The sequence below is a fragment of the Marinobacterium sp. xm-a-152 genome (genome assembly GCF_013282965.1).
In the GTDB taxonomy this organism is placed as follows: domain Bacteria; phylum Pseudomonadota; class Gammaproteobacteria; order Pseudomonadales; family Balneatricaceae; genus Marinobacterium_E.
Genome location: NZ_WBYI01000002.1, coordinates 65,514 through 90,119, shown reverse-complemented (window position 1 = coordinate 90,119; position 24,606 = coordinate 65,514). Strand labels below are relative to the sequence as shown.

Sequence of the window (24,606 nt, the reverse complement as noted above, 5' to 3'; positions counted from 1 at the left end):
GCGAAGTATATCAGAGAGCCTTCAGAAACCACGAGGATTGCAGACGATTTAATTTCATATTCAACATCGGGGTTGTGGGATGCCCTGCAAGGTGGAAAAATCGATATCTGTTTATTTAAAACGCCTATACAGGATAGTCGATGCCCGAGCGTTATACGCCCAAACAGTTCTTACCTTTCCGACCCGAAGTGATTTTAGGTGTGCTTACGCTGTTTGTCGTCTCTTTGATCTACTTGACCCTGTTTACCCGTCAACAGGCATTAGAGGAGCTGCATCAGCAGGCCTCCAGTGAGCTTGATCGTTACCGAGTGTCAGTGGAGCAGAGACTGGATCGTTTTCGTAGCTTGCCCGAACTGTTAGCCGATCATGAATTACTGGCTGATGCGGTCACTGGCGCCGAAGAGGAGCGTGTTGGGCAGGCGAATCTCTATCTGCAACGAGCCGTTGATCTGGTCAATGCATTGGATATCTATGTGATGGACAGTGCGGGCTACACCAGAGCCTCCAGCAACTGGTTTAAAGAGACCAGTTTTATTGGGCGGAACTTCTCATTTAGGCCCTATTTCACCGATGCCATGAAAGGGCAGTCGGGGCGCTATTTTGCTTTGGGCAGTACGACGAATAAACGGGGCTACTACTTCAGTCACCCGATGCACCGCAATGGTGAAATCATTGGGGTTGTCGTCGTTAAGATCGACTTGGATCAGATCGAAGAGCGCTGGAACAACCCGGCCACCGAAGTGATGGTGTCAGATGAGGATGGCGTTATCGTTATCAGTACCGAGCCAGATTGGATGTTTAAGACACTCAGCCCGCTGTCAGATGAGCAGATGAAGCGGATAGCCGAAAGTCTTCGATACGGTGATCAGCCGCTTAATTCTTTGAATATTGCTAAACGCAGTGTGGAGGATGAGCAGTTTGAGATCATTACTGTGCTGCACAATGAGAGTGACAACCCTGCAGCATCGGCCGAGCTCGACACACGACAGTATCTGCTGTTGGCGGACCAGATCTCTAACACTGGTCTGACCGTTCGCCATCTCGCCAATCTGCAAACGGTTGAAGATCGCGTATTGGTGGTGCAGTTGATTACCACGATACTGGGTGTGTTGATCGTTCTGGCCAGTCTTGTGGCCTTTCAGCGACGCCGCATTCGCATTGAGCGTCAGCGCTATACTGAGCGTGAAAGCCGAGTTCGAAAAGAGCAGGAAGCGCGCATTGAAGGCGTGATTAATAATACTCAGGTTGGCCTCTCTCTGATCGATACAGAAGGTAAGATTGAGTACTTTAATCCGGTGCTGGAGAGACTGCTGGGGTATCGCTTGGATCAGATCATCGGCAAGCCGTTTCATGAGCTACTGTCGCCGCAGGATCAGTTACTACTGAAGCGCTATATTGAGTTAGAGGTCGCAACCCGTGAACAGCATCTGAAGCTGGAGGTGGATTGCCTCAACGCTAATGGTAGCGTTATCCCGGTTGAACTGACCCTCAGTAACATGGAGCAGAGTGGCCGTTATCACCTGATTGTCACCTTGGTTGATATCACCGAACGTCGCGAGCATTTACAGGCCTTACAGCGTGCACAAAATGAGCTTGAACGTCGTGTTGCAGAGCGTACTCAGGACCTTCAGGCCGCCAACAAAAAGCTATTGTCCGAGATCGAAAATCACCAGTTAACTCAGAACGAGTTGGTACAGGCGGCTAAGTTGGCGACCATTGGTCAGATGTCAGCCGGTATAAACCACGAGTTGAATCAACCACTGACGGCAATTCGCAATTACGCCGATAACGCCTTGAAGTTTCAGACACTGAATAATGCAGAACGAGTCACGAGCAATCTGCAGCAGATTGCCAATCTGACGCAGCGAATGGCCAACATACTGCACCCCCTGAAAGAGTTCTCGCGTAAGCAAGATCCGCAACAGAGTAGTGTGTCGCTGCGTGATCTGCGCGATGGGGCTATGTCTATCCTTTACGGGCAGTTAGAGCGTCAAAATGTTGAGATCACCTGGCCCGATAACTCGGATCAAATTTGGTTGAAAGCGGATCTTCTGCGTATGGAGCAGGTGATGGTGAATCTGATCAACAACGCTGCTCAAGCGATGGAGCAGAGTGAAGATAAGCAGATTCAGGTTCGTACAGAGTTTCTCGGGGAGCAGATCGCCATCTCTGTATGCGATACCGGACCCGGTTTAAGTGATGAGGCGTTAGAGCAGATCTTTACACCATTTTTTACCACAAAAGAGCAGGGGCTTGGTTTGGGGCTTGGTCTCTCTATTTCGCAGCGGATTGTCGAGTCGCTTGGTGGTATGCTTAGCGCCCACAACTTACCCGAGGGTGGCGCCGAGTTTCGTATTCTTCTAAATAGGGCTCAACCACCCAGTGCACAAGCAACTAAGGAGTCCGAGTGACAGAGTCTAGAGCTGACGAGATTCAAGTATTACTGGTAGATGATGACGCCTACATCTTGGATTCGGCTGGGCAAACGCTGGAGCTTGAAGGTTACTCTGTGGTGACCTGTGATCGTGCTGAAAAGGCGTTGGGTATCATCAGTTCAGGTTGGTCGGGGATTGTCGTCACCGATATCAACATGCCGGGTATGACCGGTTTAGAGCTACAGGCTAAGATCAAAGCCATCGATTCTGATATTCCGGTCATCATTATTACCGGTCATGGCGACATCTCTATGGCGGTAACGGCGATCCGTGATGGCGCCTACGATTTCATTGAAAAACCCTTTGCCTCTGAGCTGCTGATTGATGTCGTACGTCGTGCGATCGAAAAGCGCTCGTTAACTCTCGAAAACCGAGCGCTTAAAGAGGAACTAGCCACTCACAACGCGGCAGGCCCTCGTTTAATTGGCGCCAGTCCGCGCATTCAACAGCTGCGTAATATTGTTCGAGCGGTTGCTGATACCCCTGCGGATATTTTGATTCACGGTGAGACCGGAGCGGGTAAAGATCTGCTAGCTCGCTATATCCATGAAAACAGCAGCCGTCGCGGGGCCAACTTTGTCGCCATTAACTGTGGGGCGGTTCCTGAAAACCTAATTGAGAGTGAACTCTTTGGCCATGAGGCGGGCGCCTTTACCGACGCCAAAAATCGTCGAATTGGTAAGTTAGAGCATGCTCAAGGTGGAACACTGTTCTTAGACGAGATCGAAAGCATGTCGATCTCTTTGCAGATTAAACTGCTGCGTGTGTTGGAAGAGCGTGTCATTGAGCGTTTAGGTTCGAACGACCCTATTTCACTGGACTTAAGAGTCATCGCCGCCTCTAAAGTGGACCTGCGTGAAGCGGCCGACCAGGGCGATTTCCGAGAGGATCTCTACTATCGACTCAATGTCGTTCGAGTCGATCTACCCGCCCTTAGGGAACGCCGCGAAGATATCCCTTTGCTGTTTAAACACTTTGCTCTGGTCGCCTCAGGTCAGTTTGGCCGTGAAGTCGAACCGCTAACACCGGAGCAGATTCAGCAACTTGTCGCCTATGATTGGCCAGGTAACGTGCGTGAGCTGCGCAATGTGGCGGAGCGTTTTGTGCTGCTCGGTGAGCTCAATTGTGGGGAAGCGGGCGAGTTGGAGAGTAATCAGAACACCACTATGAGCCTACCTGATCGCGTTGAGTACTTTGAGAAAACGTTGATTCAAACCGAATTGGCTCGTCATGCCGGCTCAATCAAAGAGACGCTGGCCGCTTTGGGTCTACCTAGAAAAACCCTCTCTGACAAAATGCGTAAGTACGGTCTTGATAAAGCGGACTACAAATAACGCACCCGGTTGTCAGGACCTGACTATTCGTTATACTTGCCCGCTTGTTTGAATATAAGGCGACTCTCTATGTTGGGTTCAATTGCAGCTGTTTGGGGTATTGTTGGCGTTGTTGCTCTGTTGAGCAGTGCAATCTATCGCTTAGCCCCCATGGCTTTGGAACTTCCGTTTGCTGAATTGAGTTTTGGCCATTGGGTGGCACTGGCTTTCTCGTTGGTTTTTATGGGATTTGCAGAGGGATATCGAGGCTTCCAGCAAAACTTTTCACCTCGTGCAGCAGCGCGAGCTCGCTACCTTCGTCACCATGTGACGCCTGCGCGTTTGGTACTCGCACCGCTCTTTTGCATGGGGTTCTTCCATACCACTAAGAAGCGCAAAATCGTCAGCTATTCACTGACCACATTTATCATTGTGTTGATCATTGTGGTGCACTCTATCCCGCAACCTTGGCGCGGCATTGTCGATGCTGGTGTCGTACTGGGTCTGACCTGGGGAACTATTTCGTTGCTGGTATACGGAATGAAAGCGCTAACTAAAGAGGTGTTCGACGTCTCACCCGAGACCCCAGAACACCACTGATGTTTTTCGGTTAACCTAGGAAGAGCTGGTAGGCTGGGTTGGTGGTCTCTTCAAACCAGGTGTAGCCCAACTCGTCTAAATACTTACGCACTTCAGAACGCTCTTTCTTAGGCACTTCCATACCCACTAAAACGCGTCCATAGGCAGCGCCGTGGTTGCGGTAGTGGAACATTGAGATATTCCAACGCCCACCCAGAGTATTTAGGAACTTCATCAACGCGCCTGGACGCTCTGGAAATTCAAAGCGGAAGAGCGCTTCGTCACCACAGGCATCAGGCTTGTGACCGCCAACCATATAGCGAATATGACTTTTTGCCACCTCGTTATCGGTAAGGTCTGTCACTTCATCTAATGCGTCGTTAAGTTCGGCCAGTAACTCTTCGCGACCATCGTTGTTTTTTCGGATTTGAACACCGGCAAACACCACGGCCGCATCGCTGTCGCTATAGCGGTAGTTGAACTCAGTGATGTTGCGATTCCCCAGCGTTTTACAGAACTGCTTAAAGGCACCTGGTCGCTCTGGGATTTTGGCCGCTATTAATAACTCACGTTTTTCACCGATCTCTGAACGCTCAGCAACATGACGCAGACGATCAAAGTTTACGTTGGCCCCTGAGTTGATGGCGATTAGATTTTTGCCGGTGCACTGCTCGCGCTCGACATAGCGTTTGAGGCCGGCAACCGCTAGGGCACCTGCGGGTTCTGACACCGCACGGGTATCGTCAAAGATATCTTTAATGGCCGCACAGATCTCATCCACGCTGACGGTGATCACTTCATCGACATGATCTTTACAGATTTCCCAAGTGTGCTTACCGATCTGAGCTACGGCGACACCGTCCGCAAAGATGCCAACTTGTGGCAGTGTGGCACGACGACCCTTCTCCATAGCCAGTGCAAGACACGCGGACTCATCCGATTCAACGCCAATGATCTTGGTCTCGGGACGAAGGTATTTAACGTAAGCAGCAACACCGGCAATCAAGCCGCCACCGCCGACCGGTACAAAGATCGCCTCGATGGGGCCAGTATGCTGGCGCAACATCTCCATTGCAACGGTACCCTGTCCTGCAATGACATCGGGATCATCGTAGGGCGGGATGTAAGTTAAGCCTTTCTCTTGCTCCAGTTTTGCAGCATGCTGGCGCGCATCGTCAAAGGCATCACCGTGCAGAACCGCTTTTCCTCCCAAGCGACGCACGTTGGTGACTTTCACGTCTGGCGTGGTTTTGGGCATGACAATGGTCGCTTTGATACCAAGGTACTTAGCCGCATTTGCAACGCCTTGAGCGTGGTTACCGGCGGATGCAGTAATTACACCGCGCGCCTTCTCTTCATCGGTCAGCTGAGCCATACGGTTGTAGGCACCACGAATTTTGAACGAGTAGACAGGTTGTTCATCCTCACGTTTTAGTAGGACTTTGTTGCCTGTGCGCTCGGACAAACCGGGTGCGTCATCCAGTGCGGTTTCGACGGCTACGTCATAAACACGCGCTTCAAGAATTTTTCGTATGTATCGCTGCATAGTGATCAAGAGCTGTTTTGCTTAAGAAATATGGATGCAAATGGTATAGACTCACTGCTATTGCGTCTAGATAGCCAGGCAAATGGCTGCTAAAACACCCGAAAATTGACTGTTTAGAGATGGATTGATGACTCAAGACGAAATGAAACAGGCGGTCGCACAAGCGGCACTGGATTATGTATTGCCAAAATTAAAAGCGGATTCGGTGATTGGTATCGGAACCGGCTCTACGGCTAACTGCTTTATTGATGCTTTGGCAGCACACAAAGGTGCATTCGAGTCGGCCGTGGCCAGCTCGGAAGCTTCTGCCGAGCGTCTGCGCTCACATGGCATTGAAGTGGTTGATTTGAACTCAGTATCAGGTATTGAGGTCTACGTCGATGGCGCCGATGAGTTCGATCCACACCTAAACTTAGTCAAAGGTGGCGGTGGTGCGTTGACTCGCGAGAAGATTGTCGCAGCAGCATCCAAAGAGTTTGTCTGTATTGTCGATCAGTCTAAGCAGGTTGATGTATTGGGCGCTTTCCCTCTGCCGGTAGAGGTGATTCCGATGGCTCGTTCTTACGTAGCTCGTGAGTTAGCGAAGCTGGGTGTGCAGCCTGAATACCGCCAGGGCTTTGTGACCGATAATGGCAACATCATCTTGGATGTTCACGATATGGAGATCCTCAATCCAAAAGGGCTAGAGCGAGAGTTGAACGACTTGGTGGGTGTTGTCACCAATGGTCTGTTTGCGCTGCGCCCTGCAGACCTTGTCCTGATGGCAACGCCAGAGGGTGTTGAGACACTGACTGTCTAAGTCGGAAAAGTACAGCCAAAAAAAGGAGCCATTAGGCTCCTTTTTTGTTGGTTGAGTGGCTTACCACTGAACAACCTGAGTCAATGCGATGCTGACTGGCATAGTGATCCAAGCAAGAGCAACTAGGTTGATTGCGATCCAGCCCCAGCCAGATTTGTCACGGAAGTTTTCGTCGTGTGCCATGGTTTTAAACCCTCAAATTTGTTGATGTAGATCAAAATTTGAGCGAATTCTACACATCTTTAATGAAAAATAACACTACTCCAATAGTGGAATTAGCCGTTGTTATTACCCATTGGATTTAAGAATGGCATAGCACTGCTCTATCTTAAGTGGAGCACGCAGCAGACTGGCTATCGCAATAAACGCGAAACTGGCCAGTATTGGCAGAGTGAGCCACAGCTCCCAGTGAGCAGAGAGCGGTATCTTCAACAAAAACTGATTCATGGCTGCCAAGGTGATCTCTGCACTGAACACAGCGAGTGAGCCACACACCAGACCCAAAAGACCAAACTCCAAGAGATCAAGCTGTTTGGTCTCAGTCGCTCTTGCCCCTAATGTTTGCAGCAGTGCCACCTCAGTTTTACGCTGTTCTAATGCTTGGAGCAGGGTGATAGTGACCAGAATAAGGCCAGTCGCCAGCGTCATAATCAACACAAAGGCCGAGCTTTCAGCGAGTCTTTCTAACCAGCCAGCGAGCTGTTTCATCAGTTGATCGATATCGATCAAGGTTAACGACGGGAATTCGCGAAGCAGTTCGTTCGCTTGTGCTTTGCGCTCCTCGGCCAGTTTAAAGCTGGTGATCCATGTGCCCGGATAAGATTGCAGTGCTGCTGGCGAGAAAATGACGTAGAAGTTGGGTTGGAAAGATTCCCACTTCACTTCACGCACACTGGTGATGACACCACTGACGGGTTGGCCACCGACGTCAAAGCCGAGCTTGTCACCCAGTTTAAGCCCTAGATCCTCCAGCATGTCCCGCTCGATTGAGATCTGGTGCTCGCTAGAGTCTGAATCCCACCACTCACCTTGGATGATCTGGTTATGCACCGGTGGTTGCTGGCGCCAGGTCAGGTTTAACTCACGGCGTAGAGAGTTATCCTTTAACTGCTCTTCGTTTAGCTGAGGTCTGATCGGTGCATCGTTAAGGTCCACTAATCGCCCGCGTATCATGGGATAGAGTTCGGTATCAATGTCGCGATCTGCCAAAAACTGATCGACCCCTGGCTTTTGCCACTCCTGGATATTGATTAAGAAGTAGTTCGGCACGTCTTCAGGGAATTGCGCTTGCCACTCTTTGACTAAGTCCTGACGAGCCACCCAGATAACGCTCAACAACATCAGTAACAGTACCATGACACCCGCTTGTAATCGGTGCCATTTACGTTGCTGACGCAAACGCATGATGAGCAAACGCCCAAGGGCAAGACGGTTAGCTAAAAAACGCCCGAGGCTATGCAGAATCAGTTGGGCCAACCAACCGAACAGCAGGCCACTGATACCCAGCATGATCAGTAAAACCGCAGCAGCGGCAGGCGCCGCCAAAAATAGCAGTAATACAGCGCTTAGCAGTACCAGACTGATGAGGTAGAGTCCCCAGCTTGCTTTTTGAGTCGTGTTTGTCTGGTCGCTTCGTAGTAGTTGTGCAACGGGCACCTTGGCCTGCTCCAGGGCTGGAGGCATGCCGAGTAGAAGTAGCATCGCATACCCCAACGCAGGGCCTATTAAGTAACTAGTCCACCGCGCGTTAGGGAGCGCTTGTGGAAGCAGACCGGATAGCCAGATATCGGCTAGGCCAGCGAGAAGAGCGCCAGCCATCCCGCCAATCACTGCGATAAGGGTTGCGGCTATGCCGAGCTGCCAAAAATAGAGCCTTACTAAGGCGTTGGGTGTTAACCCCATGCTTAAGAAGAGCGCGCTGCGACTCTGCTGGGCATGACCGAAGCGACGCAGTGCCAAAAGAATGGTCAGTGATGCGAGCAGTAGGGTCGTCAGTGAACTCAAACGAACATAGGAGAGGCCGTTAGCGAGAGCGTTACCGGTGACCGGTTGATCATTGATCAGTGACAGTATCCGCTCGTGGTTCTCCAGCGTCGGTTTTAGACGTGCCTCGTACGTTTTAAGCTGATCATTGTCACCACTGATCAGTAGACGGAACTCGGCTCTAGAGCCTGGGCCCAGTACCGCGCTCTTCTCAAGATCTTGCTGATTGACCAGAAGATGAGGGTTGAGTGTGTTGAAACCGCTACCTCTGTCGGGGGACTGTTTTAACCTGGCGGTAAGCACTAGATCGGCATAACCGAACTGCAGGGTATCTCCAATCAACAGACCCAGTTGATCAATAATGCGCTCTTCAGCCCATGCGGTTCCAGGCTCAGGTACCGCTACTTGCATAGGTGGATCAGTAATCACCTCTCCCCTGAGCGGGTAGGGATCAGAGATTACTTTGGCTGAGCTTAGGATGAGGTTGTCACCAGCACCGACCATGGTGGGGAATTGAATCACTCGGGTGGTGGTTAGCCCCAGCTCTTCAGCTAGGTCCGTGCGTTGTTCATTAATGGGTCGACTGGATCGAACGACCAGATCGGCCCCTAGCACTGAGGCACTCTCCCTGAGGAGGCCACTCTCTAAACGATCACTGACGATCGATAGAAAGCTGGTCAGTGTCACAGCGAGTAGAGCCGCAAGGATTAATACTCGCCACTCAATGGTGCGCAGTTGCACCCACAGCTGTCGCCTTGCGATGCGGGGAATGGCAGAACTCATGACAGCTCCTCGATAGCCCCATTACTCAGTTGAATTCGACGCTGACAGCGTTTTGCTAGCTCAAGGTCGTGAGTGATCAATATCAGCGTTGTGCCCTGTTGCTCGTTTAATGAGAAGAGCTGTTCAACGATTTGCTGCCCCGTCGCTTCATCGAGGTTGCCGGTAGGCTCATCGGCAAAGAGCAGGGCAGGGTTACCTGCAAAAGCACGCGCTATCGCCACGCGTTGCTGCTCGCCACCGGAGAGTTGTGAAGGATAGTGATCAGTTCGATCACCCAGCCCGACGTTTTGTAGCCATTCCGACGCTGTTGCCTCCGCGTTTTGCTGCTGGCGAATCTCAAGGGGTAGTGCGACGTTGTCCTGTGCTGTTAGCTCGGGCAGTAGGTGAAAGGATTGGAAAATAAAGGCAATTTTATCGGCTCTGAGTTTTGCTCGTTCTGCATCCGACAGTGACTCTAAAGGCTTACCTTCAAATTCGACTGTCCCAGAGGTGGCCGTATCCAACCCCGCAAGCAGACTGAGTAGCGTCGATTTACCGGCGCCAGATTTACCGATGATCGCTATCGTCTCCCCGGCATTAATGGTTAGGTTGAGATTGACGAACAGATCCAGTGTTCCGCTTCCGGTCTTAAACTGTTTTCCCAGCTGTTTTGCTTCAAGTAGAACGGAGCGGCTAGTCATGGTGTCCTCTTAATGATCCAATAGTCTTCTAATACCCTTACGACTATTATTAATTTTGGGTTTGTTACGTCGCTTTTAAAGGTTCGAGGTCGTTTTGTTAAAGAATTTCATACTGCACTTATTCATCGCTTTTTGGTTAGCGCTGCCGGTTAAGGCAGCGGATATTATGGTGTTGGGAGATAGCCTCTCGGCCGGTTATGGATTAACCCCGGGTGAAGGTTGGGTAGAGTTGATGGAACAGCGTTTGGAAAGTTCCGGTCTGACGTTATTAAATGCCAGTGTCAGTGGTGAAACCACAGCCGGGGGGCTGGCGCGACTTCCCGATCTGTTAGAGCTACACGAACCTAAATGGGTCCTGCTTGAGTTAGGAGCCAATGACGGTTTACGCGGTACTCCTCTGAATATTATTCAAACCAATCTTGAAGCTTTGGCCAGTAAGATTACTGAGTCAGGTGCAAAGCTGATTGTGATTGGTATTCAGCTACCGCCCAACTATGGTCCACGATACACCCGCGCTTTTTTTAATCTATTCCCCCAGCTGGCTGAAACATTTGATGCACCACTCGTGCCATTCCTGTTAGAGGGCGTGGCGACCGATTGGGATCTGATGCAGTCAGATGGCCTACACCCTAAAGCGGTCGCTCAGCCGATCATTCTTGAGACCGTGATGAGTGTTGTGGGACCGGAAATAGGCGTGCAGTAGACAATAAAAAAGAGAGCCGAAGCTCTCTTTTCAATGACGGGCTACTGATTAAGCCGCTAGGTTTGCGTTTGCAAAGTCCCAGTTCACAAGTGACCAGTAACCGTTTAGGTAGTCTGGACGTACGTTGCGGTAATCGATGTAGTAAGCGTGTTCCCAAAGGTCTACAGTCAGGATCGCTGTTTGACCGTTAGTCATTGGCGTGCCTGCGTTGCTAGTGTTTACGATCTCTAAAGAACCGTCAGCGTTTTTAACCAACCAAGTCCATGAAGAACCGAAGTTGTTAACCGCTTTGTCGTTTAGCTCTTCTTTGAACTTGTCGAAAGAGCCCCACTGAGCGTTGATCGCGTCAGCAATAGCGCCTGTTGGCTCACCGCCACCGTTTGGTGATAGGCAGTTCCAGTAGAAGGTGTGGTTCCATACCTGTGCTGCGTTGTTGAATACGCCGCCAGCTGGTGCCGTTTTGATGATCTCTTCTAGAGATTTACCTTCAAACTCAGTACCTGGTACTAGGCCGTTTAGCTTAACCACGTAAGTGTTGTGGTGTTTGCCGTGGTGGAATTCTAGAGTTTCAGCAGAGATGTGTGGTTCTAGTGCATCTTTTGCGTATGGCAGTGCTGGAAGTTCAAAGCTCATTTTATGCTCCAATCATTTCAGTTAGTCAGGGCATAAAAACCCTGGCGGTAAGTTAGTGGATGCGATCATATCACCTTTCGCCCGACTATTAATGGCACAAAAAGTAATGTCTTTAGATCACTCGGTTGTTTCGTATCTGCAACTAAAGATAGCTGAAATTATGTTCACCTCTGATTACAATGCGGCCATCTTGATCATTTACAAGGCTTAAAGCATGTCAAAGGTTCTGTTGTGGATCGCCGTTGTTATGGGCGCCATCTACATTGTTCGTGTTAACTACTTTGGATCCAAAACCTACGAACCGTTTATGAACGGTTGTCTGGTGTCAGGTGCCTCTGAAGCGCGCTGCAGCTGTCTAACCGATTATGTCCACGAGCGCTTTGACGACTTGGAAGTCGGTCGCATTCTGCGTAGTGATCGGTCTGATGCTGGTTTTTCTGAGCGCGTGGATCGCGTTATTGCAGCTGGTACGTTGGCCTGTAAGTCTGCGGATCAGTAACTACTGCTCGGCAAGCCATTGCTTGACCAGAAACAGTGCGGCAATGGCTCGGCCTTCATGAAAATCACTCTGCATCGCCAGTGTCTCGATATCCGCCAGTGGGTATTTCACAACTTCCAGAGGCTCTGGTTCATCACCTTCTAAACGACTCTCATAAAGATCCTGCGCCACAACCAGCGTCAGTGAGTTGCCCATGTAGTTGGGCACCGCGCTCATATTCCGGATAACCTGAAGTTGATTGGCAGCAAAACCCGCCTCCTCTTGAAGCTCACGATTGGCTGCCTGTAGTGCATCTTCGCCAGGATCGATCACCCCTTTGGGTAGTGTTAAGACATAATCATCAAAGCCGGTCGCATACTCTCGAATCAGAACGATGTTCTGTTGGGCATCGATGGCAAGCACCATGACGGCGCCTCGGCCCTTGGATGCCAGGCGTTCAAATCGACGCTCCTCACCATTGCTGAAGCGAAGGTCGACCTGCTCGACATGAAACAGCGCACTCTTCTCTGGCTTAGTGACCTTCAAAATTTCCGGTTTGATCGGCATACTGGTATCCAAATAACGTTTCCTAGAGTGTTCCCCGATTATGCTTCAATGGCAAGAGATAGACACCGTCTTCTTAGATATGGACGGCACCCTGTTGGATCTTCACTTCGATTCACACTTCTGGCTTGAGTTTCTGCCTGCTCGTTACGCAGAGATTCACCAAATCGATGTTGAAGAGGCTAAGAAATATATCCTGTCGAACATTATGGAAGAGCAGGGGACATTAAACTGGTACTGCTTTGACTACTGGAGTGAGCGCTTTCAGCTACCGATTGCTGAGCTAAAACACGAGGTGGCCGATAGGATTGGCTACCGCCACTCTGTGCCCGAGTTTCTAGCTTGGCTTAAACAGAGTGGTCGACGTGTGCTGATTGTCACCAATTCGCATCGGGCAGGGGTTGATTTAAAGTTCTCTCGTACCAATTTAGCGGATGAGGTGCAGGGTGTGATCAGTTCACACGACTATGGCTATCCGAAAGAGTCGCAAGCCTTTTGGGAGGCTCTGATGAAGCATGAACCCTTCGACCCTGAACGTACATTGATGGTGGATGACAGTCTACCGGTTCTGCAGTCCGCACATGATTTCGGCATCAAGCATCTGCTAACGATTGATCAGCCTGATCTGCAGATGCCCCCACGCGACATGAGTGATTGTGATTTTATGTCGATCAATGATTTTAATGAGGTAATGGTAAACGAATGAGTAGCGGTATCCGTCTAGATAAGTGGCTTTGGGCTGCCCGGTTCTACAAGACCCGAGGCATTGCCAAAGAGATGATTGAAGGCGGTAAGGTGCACTACAACGGGCAAAGAGCAAAGTGCAGTAAAGCGGTTGAGATTGGTGCCAAGCTTAAGATTCGTCAGGGCTACGACGAGAAAGAGATCGAGATCGTTGCACTCTCTGATCAACGTCGTGGCGCGCCAGAAGCTCAAAAACTCTACGTTGAGACTCAAGCCAGTATCAATAAGCGCGAAGAGAACGCTGCGATGCGTAAGCAGTTGGGCTCAGGGCCTGATGCACGACCGGATAAAAAGAGCCGTCGTGAGTTGTTGCGGGTTAAAGGTTATTTACGAGATTGATAGCTGAAACCTGCACCAATTCCGCGTAAAATCGCGCCCCAATTGTTAAATTATTATAGGTCTTCTGATGAGCACACCTGATCAAATTCAACGCGTCCTGTTTGATAATGCCGACGTGCGAGGCGTTGTTGTCGGTCTTGAAGAGAGTTTCCAGCAAGCGATTGCTTATGGTGACTACCCGGATGAGATTCGCCACCTGTTGGGCGAGATGTTGGCGGCGGTTGTGCTACTCAGTTCAAACTTGAAGATCGAAGGTCGTTTGTCACTTCAAGCACAGGGCGACAGTGGACTGCGTCTGCTTCTTGCTGAGTGCAACGATAAAGGCCAGGTCCGTGCGATTGCTCGTTTTGACGAAGAGACTCTAAAGCACGGCGAGCGTTTCGATCACTCCTTTGTTAATGGTCGCATGGCGCTGACCATGGAGCCTGAACAGGGTCAGCGTTACCAAGGCATTGTACCGCTTGAAGGGGCGAGCGTTGCCGAGTGTATCGAAGGCTATTTCCGCCAATCAGAGCAGCTACCCACGCAACTGATTCTGACCACCGATGGTCAGCGTGCCGCTGGCATGATGCTGCAAGTGTTACCGGCTGCTGGCAATGGTGATGAGGATTGGAATCACATCTCTACTCTGGCGCAAACCCTGCAAAACGATGAGCTACTCGAGTTGGATAACGAGACACTGTTGTATCGTCTATTCCACCAAGAGAGCGCACGTATCATAGATCCTGAGCCGTTAAGCTTCTCGTGTGACTGTTCACGTCAACGCAGTGCAGCCGCTCTGCAAACGATGACCGAAGAGGAGCTTCTGAGCCTTGCTGAAGAGCATAACGGTGTCGTATCAACAACTTGTCATTTCTGTAATCGCAGTTATGATTTTGATGCGCAAGACATTAAAGCACTGTTCCACAACGATGGGGCATTGAACGAGAGTGACTCGTTACACTAAAGGTTATCGATCTGGGGGTTTGTTAGAGCCCCCGGCTATGAGATAATCGCGCACCTACAAAAAGAGTTGGCCACGACCTTTCAAACCAACCACCAATAATATTATTTAAATTATTTTCCGCGTTCCGCCCTCTTTGAGGACGGTAACTTTTAGGTACAAATGGGTTAAAGCCCAAGGGATCAGTTGATGACTAAAGAGTCAATCGCAGAGAATCACCTTAACCTGACGCCTGCCGCGTTGGTTGAGGCTGCTATCGCACGCAATGAAGGCGTACTAGCAAACACAGGTGCACTTGTCGTTACTACCGGTAAGCGTACAGGTCGTTCACCAATGGATCGTTTCATCGTCCAAGAGCCAAGCACATCCGATGCCATCTCTTGGGGGCCAATCAACCGTCCATTCGACGCAGACAAGTTTGATGCATTATGGGCGCGTGTTGAAGCGTACATTTCTGAGCAAGAGTCTTTCACTTCTGAAGTGCATGTCGGTTCTGATCCAAGTCACTACCTTGCAGTGCGTATGACCACTGAAACTGCATGGCAAAATCTTTTTGGTCAAAATCTCTTCATCCGTCCAAGCGACTACAACCCTAAGGGTAAAGAAGAGTGGCAAATTCTTAACGCTGCTGGTTTCGAGTGTGAGCCAGAGCGTGATGGCACCAACTCTGATGGCTGTGTCATTCTGAACTTCGCACAACGTAAAGTGTTGATCGCCGGTATGCGTTACGCGGGAGAAATGAAGAAAGCGATGTTCTCTGTACAGAACTTCCTTCTACCTGAAAAAGACGTGCTACCAATGCACTGTTCAGCGAACATTGGTGAAGATGGCTCAACGACGCTCTTCTTCGGTCTTTCAGGTACTGGTAAAACAACCCTTTCTGCAGACCCAAGCCGTTACCTAATCGGTGATGATGAGCACGGTTGGGCGAAAGGCGGTGTCTTCAACCTAGAAGGCGGTTGTTACGCTAAGACAATCAACCTTAGCCAGAAAAACGAACCGATCATCTGGGATGCAATCCGTTTTGGTGCAATCGTCGAGAACGTTGTTCTAGACGAGTGTCGTGAAGCGGATTACAACGATGTCAGCCTGACAGAGAACGGTCGTTGTGCCTACCCGTTGAGCCATGTTGAGAAGCGTTCGGCGACTAATATGGGTGACGAGCCAGATAACATCGTATTCCTAACCTGTGACCTAACCGGCGTACTGCCTCCTGTCTCTATCCTGAGCAAAGAGGCAGCGGCGTACCACTTCCTATCTGGCTACACAGCGTTGGTTGGCTCTACAGAGATGGGTTCAGGCGGCGGCATCAAGTCGACCTTCTCAACCTGTTTTGGTGCACCATTCTTCCCGCGTCCACCAAGCGAGTACGCAGAACTACTGATCAAGCGTATCGAAGAGTACGGCTCTAAAGTTTACCTAGTGAATACCGGTTGGACCGGCGGTAGCTACGGTACAGGTGAGCGTTTCAGCATCCCAACGACTCGCGGCATTATCTCAGCGATCCAACACGGACACCTTAAAGATGTGGAAACTAAGCACATCCCTGGTCTAAACCTAGAAGTGCCTGTGACCGTTCAGGGTGTTGATGACAACCTACTTGTGCCACGTGATACTTGGGCAAACGGCGCCGATTATGATGCTGCTTGTGCCGATCTGACCGCACAGTTCGTTAACAACTTCGAAAAATTTGAAGGTGTTGATGAGAAGATCATTGCTGCAGGCCCTCAAATTTAAGAGGCTGCATGCAGTATAGAGAGGCGACCTAAGGTCGCCTTTTTTATTGCTGTGAAAACTAATTTCGAACTTAAACCTTGGGTACTCCATGTAAGAAACACCTGGCTTTGGCGGTGTAAGTTAATCTGTGATTCAATAGAAAAAAATATCAAGGGTTTAAAGGAGGGTCTGAACGATGTTAGATGAGGACTTAATCGCAGACTGGCTCGGACCTGTATACCAAATACTTCGTTGGCTTGGTTTTTCTGAAGCTTGGCACTTTGGTGGGTTGTTCATCTTCTTCGCTGTAGGCTTCATTGTTTCCATAAAATTCACGTCCAAAAAACCAGCCATAACTTTGAACCAATCTGAAATCGATGCGGTTCGCGAGGCAAAAAATAAGAAGGGGTTGTCAGGAATACTTGCAGCTTTCAAAGCAGGTGAACAAGTGGGCAGCAGAAACAAAAAAAATAAATGAGACTGATATCCACTCAGGACAGAGGGGCTCTTCTATGAACAATCAAATAGCAGCTGTGTTGAGCGTGTTAATGCTAGCGGTTCCAGTTCAAGCCGAAGAAAACCCAACGCGTGACGATTTCTCCGATGTATTAAAACAACCAATGCCTGACTATCTCACAGACGTGATCGACAAACCGGACTATCGGATGAAATGGAACGGTCTGTTTGAAGGCGAGGTTGGTGTAGATCAGTGGTTGGCTGAATACCTGGACAACGGTGCCGTGGAGCATCCAGTTGAGTACGTAGAGGAGGGCGGTTTCGTTTTTGAAATTTATAGTCTGTGTGAGCCTCACAACTGTTGGGGTAGCAAATTTACGTTTGTCGTCTCCAAAACATGCCCTCTAGTTCATGGGGTGATGACTAGTTTCGACGAAGTGACTCGCCAATTCGGCGTAAAGCTGAAGTTCTATGATGGGGATAAGCCAATTTATGTTCTGCCTCAGTTTGCAGACCTTTGCAGAGCTGAGCTCAAATAACTCTCGTTATCAACTATAGCCAAAAGGTTATCAGACCGATAAACAGATCTAATTTCATATTACTGAGGCTTGGGGGTAAATTTTAACTATCTAACAAACAGGAGAAACGCGATGAGTGGTTTCAATGAAAGACTTGATCATATATTGCCTACCATACCGTATTACTGATCAGATTCATGATGAGTACGGTTAGGAAGAATATGGCAGCACAACATTTCGTCACCCAGCAACCCCTATCGATAGGCCCCGTGACTGAGACCTATGAACGAATGGTGGATGCGGGGGAGGTGCAACGAGATGAGGCACAAGTCACACTAGCCGCAAAACTCGATGCTCTGCATGATTCGCTTGCCTTGCTACCGCCAGTCCCTGTGGGTTCTGATAAATCGATAGCGAGCAGTACTACTAGCAACAGCCCGCTTCCACTTGGACGATCTTTGGTCTCCGCTCAGTTCTCTCTTCGAAAGAAACTCAATTTGTGGTCTTTTAGTCCACCACCGCGCGGTATCTATATCCATGGTCCGGTCGGAGTCGGCAAGAGCTTTCTAATGGACCTCTTTTACGCGTCGGTTAAGGCTTCTATTACCAAGCGCCGCGTCCACTTTCATGAATTCATGCTAGACGTGCACCATCGCCTATTTGTCTTCAAACAGAAGCACCCACTAGATGATGTGATGCCTGTTGTTGCACAACAATTGGCACAGGAAGCTCAACTCCTCTGTTTTGATGAATTTCAAGTAACCGATGTTGCCGATGCCATGATTTTGAAGCGACTGTTTTCATTATTATTGGATAGGAATGTCGTAGTGGTCGCCACCTCAAACCGCTCCCCGGATACATTGTATGAGGGAGGCATTAACCGATCCCTCTTTTTGCCATTCATAGACATGTTAAAAGACAGGTTCGACATTATCTCCATGGAGGATTCCGCCAGAGATTATCGACTCGAAACTCGAGCAGATGGTCATTCCTATTTTTGGTCAAACAAGGATGTACATGGCAATAACAACATTCAGTCGCAGCTTAAAGAGATATTTGGTGGCACTGTATCGGGAACTGAGGACGAGGTCATTGACGTACGCTTCGGCCGCACCGTCCAGGTCAAACGACATAATGACCGGTGCGCCTGGTTTGATTTTTCCGAGTTGTGTCACCAGCCGCTTGGCGCGTCCGATTATATTTCCCTTTGCGACCGATTTCCGGTCCTCATCATCGACGGTGTTCCGCAATTAGACGTCAATCACCTTGACGAAGGGCGACGATTTTTGACCCTCATTGACCTGTGTTATGAATCTCGCACCCGCTTGGTGCTGGCAGCCAACGTCCCACTCGATGAACTGTTTGTCGATTTCTCAGCGCAAATTGAACGCAGCGATGGCAATGAAGAGTTGTTTGTTAGTGAAAAAGGGGGCAACTCAAGCTCCTTTGCGACGACCATGATTCGTTCCAAAGAGGGTGAAGATATGGAGTGGTCGGCAACGGGTCTAAATGGCGCGTCACTGGCAAAATTATCGGCCGCCAATGATCTAGCCTTCTCTTTTCGACGAGCCGCGTCTCGGTTGGTCGAAATGAGTGGTAAGGATTGGGGGCGGTAAAAACTTCAACGACTCAAAGCCGCCTCTCAGTTTTTAATATTACTCCTGCTTTCTCATGAAGAATCGATAGAAGGTTTGATCTGATATCAGAGGTAGTAGCCGCGTTAGTAGGGCAATGATAATCAGTGCAAAAGCCAATCTAGCCCAGAGTATGCCGTGCAGTTCTGCACCGGTTAGTGCGATCAGTAGGGTATCTTCAATCAGGCTGTGACACAGGCCAAGAAGGGCAAAAGAGGCAAAAATATCGCGTCCACTGATGGTGCCTCGCTCTGCTTCACGAATCAGTAATCCGCCACCATAGGCTAATCCCAGTGTCATCCCTATTAAGCTCATCGGTAGGGCTTCTCGTTTAATACCAATCAGTTTGAGAATCGGTCTAAGTAGATATTCGATGGCGCGCTCTAAACCCGTCACTTTGGCAATTCTTAGAACGGCTACCAAACCAAAAATGACGACAACGGTCCAAAATAGCATCTCGAGTTGTGCACTTAGCCACGCGGTCCAACTGTTGTCACCAATCTCTGGGGCAAAATCGAAGCTAACCAGCTGCTGCATGCTGGGCATATCTTGGTAGACCCAGTGCATACAGATCGCAAGCCCGAGTGCGCCGCCGATGCGAATTAGAATCATCGGCAATAATCGGCAACCCCCTCGATAGGTGATGGCGATCTCAACAATCAAGTTGTGCGCACCCAGCATCAGGATGCCCATCAACGTAATCTGCTCAAGTGTCCAGGCTTGTGAGTAGGTGAATAGGACAATTAAGCCTGCGTAGATGTTGGTGAGCAGCGTGGTGGCCCATACAATGCCGGCAATGGCTGGTAGACCTAGCCACTCCATAGGTGCACTGAGTGTGTCGGCTAAGAAGTCGGCTGCACCGATTAGCTCCAATAGGCGTACAATGACGATGGCTGGGATGAGTATTTTGAACAGGGTCAGGGTAACGCGAACACTGTCCTCTGTGACTTCACGCAGGTGTTTCATTAGTGGATTCATCACAGTTCTCGACATCATTCCCATTATTGGTGAGCAGATGCTATTATTGGGCAAGTTATTTTGCAATTTAAGGTTGATGTCTTGTTAAGACAAGTCTTGCAACCGCTTCGCGTAAAACGCATTGGAGATAAGAACAGATGAGCGAAAACATCCTAAACGTAACTGACGCAAGTTTCGAAGAGGACGTCCTAAAGGCTGAAGGTCCAGTACTGGTTGATTACTGGGCAGAGTGGTGTGGCCCTTGTAAGATGATTGCACCGGTCCTAGAAGAAGTTGCGACTGAGTACGCGGGTCGTTTGAAAGTGTGTAAGTTGAACATCGACGAAAACGCTGAAACCGCTCCTAAGTTTGGTATTCGTGGTATTCCAACACTGATGATCTTCAAAGGCGGCAACGTTGAAGCAACCAAAGTTGGCGCACTGTCTAAGTCGCAGCTAACGGCGTTTGTTGACGCAAACATCTAAATATTAGGTAAAAGGCGGGATATCCCGCCTTTTCTTTGTCTATTGGCTAGACAGCACCACCAACTGGTTATATATTAACTCCGTTGGTTGATTTCTGACCAACCCAAATAATCTTCTTCTAATTTCAATCATTCCTGTCTCGCGGCTCTCGTCGTGCACGACACTATTCATAACGAAAAAATGAACCTTACCGAACTCAAACTAAAAAGCATGCCTGAACTGCTCGATATCGCAGCAGAAATGGGCCTAGATAACCTTGCTCGTTCTCGTAAACAAGATGTCATCTTCTCGATCCTTAAGAAGCACGCCCGCAGTGGTGAAGATATTTACGGTGACGGTGTTCTTGAAATCCTACAGGATGGCTTCGGCTTCCTTCGTTCAGCGGACTCCTCTTACCTAGCTGGACCTGATGATATTTATGTATCGCCAAGCCAGATTCGTCGTTTCAATCTGCGCACGGGTGATACCATTGCCGGAAAGATCCGCCCACCGAAAGACAGTGAGCGTTACTTCGCACTGCTTAAAGTGGCTGAGATCAACTACGACAAGCCTGAAAATGCCAAGAACAAAATTCTGTTTGAGAACCTTACGCCACTCTTCGCTCAAAAGCGTCTGCGTATGGAGATCGGTAACGGTAGTACAGAAGATATTACCGCTCGTGTCTTAGACCTAGTGACTCCGGTTGGTAAAGGTCAGCGTGCATTGGTGGTTTCTCCACCTAAAGCCGGTAAGACACTGATGCTACAGAACATTGCTAATAGCATCACACGTAACAACCCAGAGTGTTACCTGATTGTTCTTCTGATTGATGAACGTCCGGAAGAGGTAACCGACATGCAGCGTACGGTGCGTGGTGAAGTGGTAGCTTCAACGTTTGATGAGCCGCCATCACGCCACGTACAAGTGGCTGAAATGGTGCTAGAGAAAGCGAAGCGTCTAACCGAGCACAAGAAAGACGTTGTCATTCTACTTGATTCGATTACCCGTCTAGCCCGTGCCTACAACACGGTTGTGCCTTCTTCGGGTAAAGTACTGACCGGTGGTGTCGATGCGCATGCACTTGAGCGTCCTAAGCGTTTCTTTGGTGCGGCACGTAACATCGAAGAGGGTGGTAGCTTGACGATCATTGCTACGGCTCTGGTTGATACGGGCTCTAAGATGGATGAAGTCATCTTTGAGGAGTTCAAAGGTACTGGTAACGCCGAAGTTCACCTGGATCGTCGCGTTGCTGAGAAGCGTGTCTTCCCTGCGATCAACATTCGTCGTTCAGGTACGCGTCGTGAAGATCTTCTTACAACAGAAGAAGAGCTCCAACGTATGTGGATTCTGCGTAAGCTGTTGGATCCAATGGAAGATGCGGCCGCAACTGAATTTGTCATCGATAAACTGAAGGACTTCAAGACCAACGAAGAGTTCTTCCTTTCGATGAAGCGTAAGTAATCAATCTGAGCGTTTATTTGGCTTAGTATTGAAACAGGGCGAGCATTTACCACTCGCCCTTTTTTGTTTTTGCCGAGGATTGTATGGCGACACCTAAGTACAGAGATCTGCGTGATTTTATTAGCCAGCTGGAAGCTCGTGGTGAGCTTAAGCGAATAACGCATCCTGTCGACCCCAATTTAGAGATGACAGAAATCTGTGACCGCACGTTAAAAGCCGGTGGTCCAGCACTGCTGTTTGAAAACCCGGTTGGTTATGACATGCCGGTATTAGGCAACCTGTTTGGTACACCTGATCGCGTTGCACTGGGCATGGGGGAAGAGTCCGTTTCGGCACTGCGCGCTGTCGGTAAATTGCTGGCGCAACTTAAAGAGCCTGAACCACCTAAGGGCTTTAAAGATGCACTGGACAAAATTCCGCTCTACAAACAAGTGCTGAACATGGGGCCCAAGGTGGTTAAAAAGGCACCCTGTCAGGAAGTTGTGCTTGAGGGTGATGACGTCGATCTGGATCTGATTCCGATTCAAACCTGCTGGCCAGGTGATGCTGGTCCTTTGGTGACCTGGCCATTGGTCATTACTCGCGGCCCAAACAAAAAGCGTCAAAACCTAGGTATCTACCGTCAGCAGAAAATTGCTAAGAACAAACTGATCATGCGCTGGCTGTCGCATCGCGGTGGTGCGTTGGATTTTCTTGAGTGGAAGCAACAGCATCCAGGCGAGCCGTTCCCGGTTGCGGTGGCTTTGGGTGCGGATCCGGCGACCATTCTGGGCGCTGTGACACCGGTTCCCGATACTCTGTCCGAGTACGCTTTTGCTGGACTGTTACGGGGTGGGAAAACGGAAGTGACGTCCTGTATTGGTAGCGACCTGCAAGTGCCTGCTAGTGCAGAAATCGTATTAGAGGGTTACATCTACCCTGACGAAATGGCGGACGAAGGTCCGTTTGGTGACCACACCGGCTACTACAACGAGGTCGACAGTTTTCCCGTCTTTACGGTGGAGCGCATCACGAAACGTGCTGATGCGATCTATCACAGTACTTACACGGGCCGTCCACCGGATGAACCGGCTGTTCTGGGCGTTGCATTGAACGAGGTGTTTGTACCGATTCTGCAGAAGCAGTTCCCAGAAATTGTCGATTTTTACTTGCCACCAGAAGGATGCTCTTACCGCATGGCGGTCGTCAGTATGAAGAAGCAGTACCCGGGTCATGCTAAGCGTGTGATGCTGGGTGTATGGTCCTTCTTGCGTCAATTCATGTACACCAAATTTGTTGTCGTTGTGGATGAAGACGTGAACACTCGTGACTGGCAGGATGTCATCTGGGCCATTACTACGCGTATGGATCCGGCTCGGGATACGGTGATGATTGAGAATACCCCGATCGACTATTTGGACTTTGCATCCCCTGTGTCTGGGTTGGGTTCCAAAATGGGATTGGATGCGACCAATAAGTGGCAGGGCGAAACGGATCGTGAATGGGGAGAGCCCATTACCATGGATGAGTCGGTGAAACGTCGAGTAGATGATATCTGGGCTGATCTTGGAATCGACGACTAAGTCCCCACTATTTAGTTACCTGACTAGAGTAAATTGTTAATTCACGCATCGCGTGGACTGTTATTTGGAGAGTGAACGTGGCAAGGAAAGTTACGACGATTTTATCGGCTGATCTGTTAAATAGGGATGTTTACCGTATCCGCCTTTTGCTTCCTGAGTCTGAGCAAGCGGGCGCTGAATTTAAAGCGGGACAGTATCTAGATATCTGCCTGCCAGACGGGAAAAAAGCTTCATTCTCTATTGCTTCGGCACCCGAGGCAGGTCGTGAATTAGAACTTCACATTCGCCATATGCCTGACAGTGAGTTCAACGACTCGATTGTCCAACATCTGCTGCATCAACCGAGCGTTGAAGTGGAGTTGGCGATGGGCGACTGCACCATCAATCTAGATGAGCTCAATGACGATCAGCCCATCATCTTTGCTGCCGCAAGTACCGGTTTTTCACAGGTGAAAAGCATTGTTGAGCACCTGATCGCCAGAGCGCGCAAAAATCCTATCCATGTCTATTGGGGCGCGCGGGTTGAAGAGGATATGTATCTCGAAGCGTTGCCGAAGAGCTGGGCAGAGCACCACGCCAACATTCACTTTATTCCTGTCGTTAGTGAACCAGATAAGAGCCCGGGTTGGAGTGGACGTACGGGCTTACTACCAGCGGCCATTGTGGAAGATGTTGACGACCTGACAAAAGCAGAGGTGTTCGCATGCGGATCGCCGGCAATGGTGTATGCACTGTTGGATGCTTTAGAAGAGCAGGGCTTTACTCAGAGTCAGATGAAATCTGACGTGTTTGCCTACGCTCCGCGTCCTTAATCATTAAATTCACCTATGACCCCTGCTATTGATGCTGCCAAAAAGGCAAAAATATCCTTCAATACGCATCAGTATGAACATGCACCCGGGGCCGCTTACGGCCTCGAAGCTGCAGATAAGTTAGCCCTCGACCCAGGTCAGGTTTTTAAAACTTTGATGCTTGAGACTGACCGAGGCCCAAATGCGCTAGCGGTCGCAGTCATACCAGTAGCAGCAACGTTGGATCTCAAAGCCGCAGCCAAAGCGCTAAAACAGAAAAAAGTATCGATGGCGGATCCTCAGGTTGCTCAGCGCTTAACCGGCTACTTGGTTGGAGGGATCAGTCCACTGGGGCAGAAGCGAGTTTTTGCTACCTTAATTGATCAGAGTGCCGAGTCTTTGAAGACTTTGTATGTCAGCGCTGGCAGACGTGGACTTGAGATTGAGTTGGCACCAACTGACCTGTTGAGAGTCACACAAGGTCAGTTTGCAGCGATTGCTAAGTTTAAAAATTAATTAGTTTGG

25 protein-coding genes are annotated in these 24,606 nt (G+C 49.6%); 18 read left to right on the top strand and 7 right to left on the bottom strand.

The genetic code is table 11. The features are described from left to right. Positions 1-140 precede the first annotated feature (140 nt). The 3 genes from XMA152_RS02005 (at position 141) to XMA152_RS01995 (ending at position 4,348) form a co-directional block, all read left to right on the top strand. Complete coding sequence (locus XMA152_RS02005; protein WP_173481735.1) at positions 141-2,411, top strand: ATP-binding protein; 2,271 nt, start codon at positions 141-143, stop codon at positions 2,409-2,411. Continuing rightward, the gene (locus XMA152_RS02000) at positions 2,408-3,769 is read left to right on the top strand and encodes a sigma-54 dependent transcriptional regulator (protein ID WP_173481736.1); all 1,362 of its coding nucleotides are present in this window, start codon (positions 2,408-2,410) and stop codon (positions 3,767-3,769) included. The genes XMA152_RS02005 and XMA152_RS02000 overlap by 4 nt, the downstream gene beginning before the upstream one ends. 69 nt (positions 3,770-3,838) lie before the next feature. Next, positions 3,839-4,348 carry a hypothetical protein gene (locus tag XMA152_RS01995; protein ID WP_173481737.1) on the top strand — a complete coding sequence of 170 codons (510 nt, stop codon included), beginning with the start codon at positions 3,839-3,841 and terminating at the stop codon, positions 4,346-4,348. 10 nt (positions 4,349-4,358) lie between these two features. Here the strand turns inward: XMA152_RS01995 and ilvA are convergent, their stop codons facing one another. Further along, entirely contained in the window at positions 4,359-5,873 is a 1,515-nt protein-coding gene (gene ilvA, locus XMA152_RS01990; RefSeq protein WP_173481738.1) for a threonine ammonia-lyase, biosynthetic, read from the bottom strand. Between the two features lie 127 nt (positions 5,874-6,000). On the opposite strand from ilvA, the gene rpiA reads away from it, so the two are divergent. After that, positions 6,001-6,672, top strand: coding sequence for a ribose-5-phosphate isomerase RpiA (gene rpiA / locus XMA152_RS01985; RefSeq protein WP_173482564.1), 672 nt, complete (start codon positions 6,001-6,003; stop codon positions 6,670-6,672). A gap of 60 nt (positions 6,673-6,732) precedes the next feature. Here the strand turns inward: rpiA and XMA152_RS12690 are convergent, their stop codons facing one another. From XMA152_RS12690 to XMA152_RS01975, 3 genes are all read right to left on the bottom strand, one after another. Continuing rightward, positions 6,733-6,855 (bottom strand): hypothetical protein, encoded by a 123-nt coding sequence (locus XMA152_RS12690; protein WP_256368141.1) that lies wholly within the window; start codon positions 6,853-6,855, stop codon positions 6,733-6,735. 105 nt (positions 6,856-6,960) lie between these two features. Further along, a complete protein-coding gene (locus XMA152_RS01980) occupies positions 6,961-9,438 on the bottom strand; it encodes an ABC transporter permease (RefSeq protein WP_173482563.1) in 2,478 nt (825 codons plus the stop codon). Then, positions 9,435-10,118 carry an ABC transporter ATP-binding protein gene (locus XMA152_RS01975; RefSeq protein ID WP_173482562.1) on the bottom strand — a complete coding sequence of 228 codons (684 nt, stop codon included), beginning with the start codon at positions 10,116-10,118 and terminating at the stop codon, positions 9,435-9,437. Before XMA152_RS01975 ends, XMA152_RS01980 begins: the two co-directional genes overlap by 4 nt. A 94-nt stretch (positions 10,119-10,212) precedes the next feature. Between XMA152_RS01975 and XMA152_RS01970 the strand changes: the two genes are divergently transcribed. Next, positions 10,213-10,821, top strand: a complete 609-nt coding sequence (locus XMA152_RS01970) for an arylesterase (RefSeq protein WP_254443080.1) — start codon at positions 10,213-10,215, stop codon at positions 10,819-10,821. A gap of 48 nt (positions 10,822-10,869) precedes the next feature. On the opposite strand, the gene XMA152_RS01965 is transcribed toward XMA152_RS01970, so the two are convergent. After that, positions 10,870-11,454 (bottom strand): superoxide dismutase, encoded by a 585-nt coding sequence (locus tag XMA152_RS01965; RefSeq protein WP_173481742.1) that lies wholly within the window; start codon positions 11,452-11,454, stop codon positions 10,870-10,872. A 214-nt stretch (positions 11,455-11,668) separates the two neighbouring features. Here XMA152_RS01965 and XMA152_RS01960 point away from each other — a divergent pair, with 214 nt between their 5' ends. Continuing rightward, positions 11,669-11,953: a hypothetical protein gene (locus XMA152_RS01960; protein ID WP_173481743.1), complete on the top strand. Its 285-nt coding sequence runs from the start codon at positions 11,669-11,671 to the stop codon at positions 11,951-11,953. Here XMA152_RS01960 and nudE read toward each other — a convergent pair whose 3' ends face one another. Further along, a complete protein-coding gene (gene nudE, locus XMA152_RS01955) occupies positions 11,954-12,499 on the bottom strand; it encodes an ADP compounds hydrolase NudE (RefSeq protein WP_173481744.1) in 546 nt (181 codons plus the stop codon). Positions 12,500-12,539: 40 nt separating this feature from the next. Between nudE and yrfG the strand changes: the two genes are divergently transcribed. From yrfG to zapE, 7 genes are all read left to right on the top strand, one after another. Then, entirely contained in the window at positions 12,540-13,202 is a 663-nt protein-coding gene (gene yrfG, locus XMA152_RS01950) for a GMP/IMP nucleotidase (RefSeq protein ID WP_173482561.1), read from the top strand. After that, on the top strand, positions 13,199-13,579 hold the full coding sequence (gene hslR, locus XMA152_RS01945) for a ribosome-associated heat shock protein Hsp15 (protein ID WP_173481746.1): 381 nt from the start codon (positions 13,199-13,201) through the stop codon (positions 13,577-13,579). The genes yrfG and hslR overlap by 4 nt, the downstream gene beginning before the upstream one ends. Before the next feature lie 67 nt (positions 13,580-13,646). Further along, positions 13,647-14,525, top strand: a complete 879-nt coding sequence (hslO, locus tag XMA152_RS01940; protein WP_173482560.1) for an Hsp33 family molecular chaperone HslO — start codon at positions 13,647-13,649, stop codon at positions 14,523-14,525. 186 nt (positions 14,526-14,711) lie between these two features. Next, positions 14,712-16,259, top strand: a complete 1,548-nt coding sequence (locus tag XMA152_RS01935; protein ID WP_173481748.1) for a phosphoenolpyruvate carboxykinase — start codon at positions 14,712-14,714, stop codon at positions 16,257-16,259. 175 nt (positions 16,260-16,434) lie between these two features. Beyond that, the gene (locus XMA152_RS01930) at positions 16,435-16,716 is read left to right on the top strand and encodes a hypothetical protein (protein ID WP_173481749.1); all 282 of its coding nucleotides are present in this window, start codon (positions 16,435-16,437) and stop codon (positions 16,714-16,716) included. 34 nt (positions 16,717-16,750) lie between these two features. Continuing rightward, positions 16,751-17,233 (top strand): Ivy family c-type lysozyme inhibitor, encoded by a 483-nt coding sequence (locus tag XMA152_RS01925; protein WP_173481750.1) that lies wholly within the window; start codon positions 16,751-16,753, stop codon positions 17,231-17,233. Between the two features lie 200 nt (positions 17,234-17,433). Further along, positions 17,434-18,828: a cell division protein ZapE gene (gene zapE, locus XMA152_RS01920; protein WP_217363978.1), complete on the top strand. Its 1,395-nt coding sequence runs from the start codon at positions 17,434-17,436 to the stop codon at positions 18,826-18,828. A gap of 39 nt (positions 18,829-18,867) precedes the next feature. Here zapE and XMA152_RS01915 read toward each other — a convergent pair whose 3' ends face one another. After that, positions 18,868-19,824, bottom strand: coding sequence for a hypothetical protein (locus XMA152_RS01915; protein ID WP_254443081.1), 957 nt, complete (start codon positions 19,822-19,824; stop codon positions 18,868-18,870). A gap of 137 nt (positions 19,825-19,961) precedes the next feature. Between XMA152_RS01915 and trxA the strand changes: the two genes are divergently transcribed. From trxA to ybaK, 5 genes are all read left to right on the top strand, one after another. Continuing rightward, positions 19,962-20,288, top strand: coding sequence for a thioredoxin TrxA (gene trxA, locus XMA152_RS01910; protein ID WP_173481753.1), 327 nt, complete (start codon positions 19,962-19,964; stop codon positions 20,286-20,288). A gap of 180 nt (positions 20,289-20,468) precedes the next feature. Further along, positions 20,469-21,728: a transcription termination factor Rho gene (gene rho, locus XMA152_RS01905; RefSeq protein ID WP_173481811.1), complete on the top strand. Its 1,260-nt coding sequence runs from the start codon at positions 20,469-20,471 to the stop codon at positions 21,726-21,728. Positions 21,729-21,811: 83 nt separating this feature from the next. Further along, positions 21,812-23,290 (top strand): 4-hydroxy-3-polyprenylbenzoate decarboxylase, encoded by a 1,479-nt coding sequence (gene ubiD, locus XMA152_RS01900; protein ID WP_173482557.1) that lies wholly within the window; start codon positions 21,812-21,814, stop codon positions 23,288-23,290. 77 nt (positions 23,291-23,367) lie between these two features. After that, entirely contained in the window at positions 23,368-24,102 is a 735-nt protein-coding gene (locus tag XMA152_RS01895; protein WP_371731531.1) for an NAD(P)H-flavin reductase, read from the top strand. A 15-nt stretch (positions 24,103-24,117) separates the two neighbouring features. Beyond that, a complete protein-coding gene (ybaK, locus tag XMA152_RS01890) occupies positions 24,118-24,597 on the top strand; it encodes a Cys-tRNA(Pro) deacylase (protein ID WP_173481756.1) in 480 nt (159 codons plus the stop codon). The last annotated feature ends 9 nt before the right edge of the window (positions 24,598-24,606 follow it).